Source organism: Blastomonas sp., assembly GCF_041747255.1.
Classification (GTDB): domain Bacteria; phylum Pseudomonadota; class Alphaproteobacteria; order Sphingomonadales; family Sphingomonadaceae; genus Blastomonas.
In genome coordinates this window covers 1-6587 of sequence record NZ_JBGTFM010000317.1, presented here as the reverse complement: position 1 = coordinate 6587, position 6587 = coordinate 1, and the positions used below count along the sequence as shown (strand labels likewise).

The window sequence follows — 6587 nt, the reverse complement described above, 5'->3', positions numbered from 1 at the left end:
TTTGGCCCCTGCTGGGGGGCCGATCTTGCCGAGAGGCGGTCCCTTGGACAATTCGCGCTTGCCTGTCAATGCTGACCGGGCGAAAAGCGCTCGATCTGCACCCTCGGTGGCAACATCCAAAAGAAAGATATAAAATCAGATGGCAAAGCGCGGCGCACGCAATCGGCAACGCAATGCTGGCCTGGACAACGGCAAGTTCCCGCGCTTCTGGGGCACCCATGCGGTGACGGCCGCGATCAACAACCCCGAGCGGCAGATTCGCTGGATTCGCGGTACGCGTGAGGCGCTGGGCGCATTCGATCTGCCGCCAGGCGTGCCGGTTGAATTTGCCGAGGTCGCCGATCTTGGCCGGATGGTCGCGCGCGATGCGCCGCACCAGGGGGTAGTGGCCGAGGTCGAGCCGCTTGACGACATGCTGCTTGCCGATGTCATGTCGGGCGATCCCGCGCGCCCACTGGTGGTGCTCGACCAGGTGACCGATCCGCACAATGTCGGCGCGATCTTCCGTTCCGCCGCCGCCTTTGATGCGGCTGCCGTGATCACGCAGGACCGGCACGCACCGCCGGAATCGGGTACAGTCGCCAAGGCCGCATCAGGCGCGCTGGAGATTGTGCCATGGATTCGTGTGGTCAATCTGGCGCGCGCGCTTGAAGAGATGGCGGCGGCCGGATATTGGCGGATCGGATTGGACGGCGATGCTGAGCAGACGCTGGGCGACGCGCTGGGCAGCGGTCCGGTGGCGCTGGTGTTCGGTGCCGAAGGCGAAGGCCTGCGCTACAATGTTGCGGGCCATTGCGACGTTCTGGCCCGTCTGCCGATCAGTGCGGCGATCGAAAGCCTCAATGTCTCAAACGCTGCCGCGATTTCTTTATATGCAGCTCATATCAATGCGAGGAATGACTGATGTTGCGCGCCAGACCGCTGCGGCTGCTTGCTCTGACAGCGGCCAGCTTGTTGCTTTCGGCTTGCTTGCTCTCGCCCGGCAAGTTCACCGCCGACATGACCGTGCTGCGCGACGGTGGCTTCACCTTTAGTTACAAGGGCGACATTTTCATGCTCGGGCTCAGCCAGCTGGTCGCAATGGGCGCGGCGCTCGACGACAATAGCGAGACCGAATTCGTCCCCGATCCTTGTTATGGCGACCCGGCCCCAATCGACGGCGCGCTGCTGAAAACGGCCTATGCGCAGGACGAATGGGCTGCCGAGGCACTGGAGCGCGAATGCACCCCTGCCGAAATTGAAAATCAAAAGACCGCATGGAAGGATGCCCGGACCGCAAAACAGGCCGAAGATGCGCGCAATATGGAGGTGCTGAAGGCGCTGATGGGCGGCATCGACCCAACCGCGCCCGAGGCGGTCGATGAATTCATCACCCGCATCAAGAAGCAGAAAGGCTGGCGCGAGATCGTGCACAAAGGCGACGGGCTGTTCGTCGTTGAATATGCCGTGTCAGGCCGGATTGATCAGGATTACACCTTTCCGGTGATCGAGCGCACCCAGGGTTTGACCCCGTTTGTCGTCGCTGCGGCGCGCGCCAATGGTGCGGTGCGGATCGACGCCCCCGCCTTTACGGGCGCGGCGCAGGGCGGCTTTATCGGCGGTAATATGGGCGGGCTGCTGCCCATATTGCAGGCGGTTGGCGCAACAGGTTCGGGCAAGGAGGCCAATCTGTTTGCCAGCCTGCCCAAGCTCGATGGCCGCTTCACCATTCGCACCGATGGCGAGATACTGACCAACAATACCGAGGATGGCCCGGTGACCGACGGCACGCAGCGGGTGATGTCATGGGTCATAACGCCCCGGCGCGATCGCGCACCCGAGGCGTTGATCATGCTGGACGCACGCTAGGTCAGACGCCATAATTACATCAATCAGCCTGTCGGGGTCGCACCGGGGAGGACTTTCATTCATGAAACTATTGCGTCTTGTAGCCACGCTGACCGCGCCTTTGCTGCTCACCGGGTGCCTGCTTTCCCCCGGCAAGTTCACCTCGTCACTCGATGTGATGCGTGATGGCAGCTTCACTTTCCGCTATGCAGGCGAGATCGTGATGGTCGATACCACCAGCCCGCCCGCTGAATTTTCGCCCAGCCCCTGCTATGATGATGAAACCTATGACGAACGCCCCTGCACCACGCGGGAGTTGGAGGATCAGCGCAAGGAGTTCGAGGACAGCCGCGCCGCCAACGACACGAGCAAAGACATTGCGGCGAACAGCATGGGCAAATTCGGCAGTGAGGAAAGTATTGCCGAACTCGTTGACCAGCTCAAGAAGCAGGAAGGCTGGAAGAGCGTCAGCTATCGCGGTAACCGTATTCTCGACGTCGATTACGAGATCAGCGGCAACCTGCGCCACGGCTTTGCCTTTCCGCTGGTCGATGGCGGCGGCGCGATCTTTCCGTTTATCACGCTGACCCGGCGCAAGGATGGCAGCGTCAAGGTCACCGCCCCAGCCTATTCCAGCGGCGGGGCCGGTGGCGATATGGCCGGTCTCGGCGCGCTGGCGGGTGCTGGCGTTCCAGGCGGCGCGAACAAGGCCGCGCAGCCCAAGCCGGAGGGATCGTTCACAATTGTCACCGATGGCAATGTTCTGACCAACAACACCGAAGACGGGCCGAGCAGCGCGGGCGGAAAAGCCACCCTGACCTGGACCGTCAACGTGCGCAGCGAAAAGGCACCCGAAGCGTTGATCGGCTTTGCAGCGCAATAAAGGGATCAAGCACGTGTGGTTTGGCAGGCTGGCAATGGCTCCGGCGCTCTTGCTGCTGGCTGGATGCAATGTCCGGCCCAGTGACGAGCAGCTGCGGCCGCCGCCCCGGTTCGAACGTGCGCTCGCTGTGCTGGGTCAACAGGGACGAACCTCAACCGAGCGGCTGATGGCACAGGCGCAGCGCGAGTCACGCCGTCTGGTGCAGCGCTCTGGTGCGGTCAGCGGCCCGGTACTGGCGCAAGCGATCCGCCATGCCGAACGCCAGGCGGCGCGTCGCTCGCCCCAGCCGTTGCCGCCGGAGATGGTCAAGATATTGTCCCCCTATTTTGACGATGGTCTGCTCGCCAGTATCCGCTGGACGACCGGGGGCGGACAGATGGACCTCGGCAGTTTTCTGACCGACCAGTATATGGATGAAGGCGCGGTTGCGCTGAATCGGCACATCGTGTTTTCGAGCGAACGGCTGACCGAGAACGTGTGGATCTGGGCGCACGAACTGGCGCATGTCGAGCAATATCAACGCAAGGGGATTAACGGATTCGCTGCGGCCTATGTGGCTGACTGGCAAGCGATTGAACGTGAAGCGACCGAACGCGCCAATCAAGTAACAGCGGCGATCCGCAAGGCCGGGTGACGCCCAAACCTCTCTCATCAGCGCAACAAAAAAGGCGAGCCAGACAGGCCCGCCTCTTCCGTTCAGTCTATAAAGTATCGGGAGGGTAATCCAGAACCGCGACCCTGCCCGCTCAAAGTCCACCAGATCCGCCGGGCAAGCCCAGGCAGATCAGATGCGCATCAGTTGACGGCGTCTTTCAGACCCTTGCCAGCCTTGAACTTGGGCTGGGTGGAGGCCTTGATTTCCATCTTTTCGCCGGTGCGCGGGTTGCGGCCGGTTGAGGCCTTGCGCTTGCTCACCGAAAACGTGCCGAAGCCTACCAGACGAACTTCGCTGCCCTTGGCAAGCGCGCCGCTGATCGATTCGAAAACAGCTTCCACCGCCTTGCCGGCATCGGTTTTGCTGAGGCCGCTGTGATCAGAAACTGCGGTAATAAGGTCATTCTTGTTCATGTTCGGGAACCCCCTGATATTGTTAAGTTCTTGCTGAATCACGGCTTTGAGGAACGCGAGTTAGGACGAGTTTTCCGTAGCTGTCAAAGGAAAATGGACGGAAAACCGCGCATCTTATCGCATTGTGATGCAAAAAAGACGCGACTGACATCACTTTGCAACATTGCTGCACTGCATCAATGTGTCACCGGATTGCCCGCAGCATCGCCTTGCAACAATGGTGGCTGAGCGGCGAGTTCATCCGCCTCGGTCCAGACGATCGGCACCAGCGGATCGACCAGCGCGACGCTGAGCACCTGATCAACGTGCGCCACCGGAATGATCCGCAACCCCTGCTTCACATTGTCAGGAATTTCAGCAAGGTCCTTTTCGTTCTCCTGCGGGATCAACACGGTGGTGATGCCGCCACGCAGCGCCGCCAGCAGCTTTTCTTTCAAGCCACCGATGGGCAGCACCCGGCCGCGCAGCGTGACCTCGCCGGTCATCGCCACCTCGCGCCTCACCGGAATACCGGTAAGCGTCGATATGATCGAAGTGACCATGCCGATGCCTGCCGACGGGCCATCCTTGGGAACCGCACCTTCGGGCAGGTGGATGTGGATATCCTTGCGCGCAAAGATGCTGGGCTTGATACCATAAGCCGGGGCGCGTGCCTTGACGAACGAGAAGGCAGCCTGCACCGATTCCTGCATCACCTCGCCAAGCTTGCCGGTGGTCTTGACCAGTCCCTTGCCGGGCACGGTCACCGCCTCGATGGTCAGCAGCTCGCCACCAACCTCGGTCCAGGCAAGCCCGGTGACCGCGCCGATGTCGTTCTGCTCCTCGCCGATGCCGTGACGGTATTTGCGCACCCCGGCAAAGTCAGAAAGATTGTTCGGCGTAATGGTAATCGCCTCGGCCTTGCCCTCAAGAATGCGCCGCAGCACCTTGCGCGCCAGCCGTGCGATTTCCCGCTCCAGGGTGCGCACCCCGGCCTCGCGCGTGTAATAGCGGATCAGGTCACGCAGGCCATCATCGGCCAGCACGAATTCCTTGTCCTTCAGGCCGTGCGCCTCGATCTGCTTGGCAATAAGGTGGCGCTTGGCGATTTCGACCTTTTCGTCTTCGGTATAGCCTTCAAGCCGGATGATCTCCATCCGGTCGAGCAAGGGCTGCGGCAGGTTCAGGCTGTTGGCGGTGGTGACGAACATGATGTCCGACAGATCGATGTCGATCTCAAGATAGTGGTCCTGGAATTTGCTGTTCTGTTCCGGATCGAGCACCTCAAGCAGGGCGGACGCGGGATCACCCCGGAAATCCTGGCCGAGCTTGTCGATCTCATCAAGCAAGAACAGCGGGTTGCTGGTGCCTGCCTTCTTGAGGTTATTGACAATCTTGCCCGGCAACGAGCCAATGTAAGTGCGACGGTGGCCGCGGATTTCCGCTTCATCACGCACGCCGCCCAGCGACTGGCGCACGAATTCGCGCCCGGTCGCCTTGGCGATGGAGCGGCCCAGCGATGTCTTGCCAACCCCCGGAGGTCCGACCAGACACAGAATCGGGCCTTTCAACTTGTTGGTGCGAGTCTGCACCGCAAGATATTCGATGATCCGTTCCTTGACCTTGTCGAGCGCGAAATGGTCATCATCGAGCACGGCCTGCGCCGCGACGATGTCCTTCTTGAGTTTGGACTTCTTGCCCCACGGCAGACCCAGCAACACATCGAGATAATTGCGCACAACCGTCGCCTCGGCCGACATCGGCGCCATGCCGCGCAGCTTTTTCAGCTCTGATGTTGCCTTGGCCTTGGCCTCGGGCGACATTTTGAGCTTCTCGATCTTGGCGGCAAGCTCGGCAATGCCGGTGCCGTCATCGCCTTCGCCCTGACCCAGCTCAGACTGGATCGCCTTGAGCTGCTCGTTAAGATAATATTCGCGCTGGGTCTTTTCCATCTGACGCTTAACGCGGCCACGGATCTTCTTTTCGACCTGCAATACGCCAAGCTCGCCTTCCATGAAGCCGAACACCATCTCCAGCCGCTTGACCGGGTCTGACTCGGTGAGCAAGCTCTGCTTGTCGGCAACCTTGACCGCGATGTTGGCGGCGACAGCATCAGCAAGTTTGGCCGCATCGTCGATTTCGGCGAGCTGCACGGCGGTTTCCGATGGCATCTTCTTGTTGAGCTTAGCGTAATTTTCGAACTGGTCGACCACCGATCGCATCAGCGCGTTGACCTCGGTACCGCTCACCGCGCGGCTTTCCAATATGTCGACCTCGGCAATGACGTGATCACCGACGGCTTCGAGCTGCCGCAGCTGCGCGCGCTGACCGCCCTCGACAAGCACGCGTACGGTGCCATCGGGCAGCTTCAGCAACTGCAGCACCGTCGCCACTACACCGATGTCATAAAGATCATCACGATCCGGGTCATCACGCGCCGGGTCGAGTTGGGCGACAAGGAAAATTTCCTTGTCCTGCTCCATGGCACGCTCAAGCGCGGCGACCGATTTGTCGCGGCCGACGAACAACGGCACGATCATCTGCGGAAACACGACAATGTCGCGCAGAGGCAGCAGCGGATAGGTTTGAATTTCGGTCAAGGTATTCGCAATCCTGTTTCACAAGTCACCGCAGTGGCGGCGCGCAACTGCACGATAAATGGGCGTGGCAGTGCGATCAAACAAGCATGTTAGTCACGCGTGCGTTAACAGCGTCAGAACGGCAGCTTGAATCCGGCGGGCAACGGCAGGCCTTGTGCCATCTTGCCCATTTCCTCTTCGCTCGCCCGGTCTGCCTTGGTGCGCGCGTCATTGAATGCGGCGGCGATCAG

Annotated in this window: 7 protein-coding genes; 4 read left to right on the top strand and 3 right to left on the bottom strand. The window is 60.7% G+C overall.

Annotated features, from left to right (window positions below):
• Positions 1 to 139 precede the first annotated feature (139 nt).
• From rlmB to ACEW8G_RS10780, 4 genes are all read left to right on the top strand, one after another.
• Complete coding sequence (gene rlmB, locus ACEW8G_RS10795) at positions 140 to 904, top strand: 23S rRNA (guanosine(2251)-2'-O)-methyltransferase RlmB (RefSeq protein ID WP_373488422.1); 765 nt, start codon at positions 140 to 142, stop codon at positions 902 to 904.
• Positions 904 to 1848, top strand: coding sequence for a hypothetical protein (locus ACEW8G_RS10790; RefSeq protein WP_373488421.1), 945 nt, complete (start codon positions 904 to 906; stop codon positions 1846 to 1848). The genes rlmB and ACEW8G_RS10790 overlap by 1 nt, the downstream gene beginning before the upstream one ends.
• A gap of 61 nt (positions 1849 to 1909) precedes the next feature.
• Entirely contained in the window at positions 1910 to 2710 is an 801-nt protein-coding gene (locus ACEW8G_RS10785) for a hypothetical protein (protein WP_373488420.1), read from the top strand.
• Between the two features lie 34 nt (positions 2711 to 2744).
• The gene (locus ACEW8G_RS10780; RefSeq protein ID WP_373488419.1) at positions 2745 to 3344 is read left to right on the top strand and encodes a DUF4157 domain-containing protein; all 600 of its coding nucleotides are present in this window, start codon (positions 2745 to 2747) and stop codon (positions 3342 to 3344) included.
• Between the two features lie 161 nt (positions 3345 to 3505).
• Here the strand turns inward: ACEW8G_RS10780 and ACEW8G_RS10775 are convergent, their stop codons facing one another.
• The 3 genes from ACEW8G_RS10775 to ACEW8G_RS10765 all read right to left on the bottom strand — a co-directional run.
• The gene (locus tag ACEW8G_RS10775; RefSeq protein WP_373488418.1) at positions 3506 to 3778 is read right to left on the bottom strand and encodes an HU family DNA-binding protein; all 273 of its coding nucleotides are present in this window, start codon (positions 3776 to 3778) and stop codon (positions 3506 to 3508) included.
• Positions 3779 to 3954: 176 nt separating this feature from the next.
• On the bottom strand, positions 3955 to 6297 hold the full coding sequence (lon, locus tag ACEW8G_RS10770) for an endopeptidase La (RefSeq protein ID WP_373488424.1): 2343 nt from the start codon (positions 6295 to 6297) through the stop codon (positions 3955 to 3957).
• A gap of 173 nt (positions 6298 to 6470) precedes the next feature.
• The coding region (locus tag ACEW8G_RS10765) for a YbaB/EbfC family nucleoid-associated protein (RefSeq protein WP_373488423.1) at positions 6471 to 6587 on the bottom strand (117 nt) is incomplete at its 5' end.

Excerpts from the sequence above, each read along its gene's own strand:
- rlmB (WP_373488422.1), top strand. The coding sequence starts at position 140 with ATGGCAAAGCGCGGCGCACGCAATCGGCAACGCAATGCTGGCCTGGAC.
- ACEW8G_RS10790 (WP_373488421.1), top strand. The coding sequence starts at position 904 with ATGTTGCGCGCCAGACCGCTGCGGCTGCTTGCTCTGACAGCGGCCAGC.
- ACEW8G_RS10785 (WP_373488420.1), top strand. The coding sequence starts at position 1,910 with ATGAAACTATTGCGTCTTGTAGCCACGCTGACCGCGCCTTTGCTGCTC.
- ACEW8G_RS10780 (WP_373488419.1), top strand. The coding sequence starts at position 2,745 with ATGGCTCCGGCGCTCTTGCTGCTGGCTGGATGCAATGTCCGGCCCAGT.
- ACEW8G_RS10775 (WP_373488418.1), bottom strand. The coding sequence starts at position 3,778 with ATGAACAAGAATGACCTTATTACCGCAGTTTCTGATCACAGCGGCCTC.
- lon (WP_373488424.1), bottom strand. The coding sequence starts at position 6,297 with ATGATCGTGCCGTTGTTCGTCGGCCGCGACAAATCGGTCGCCGCGCTT.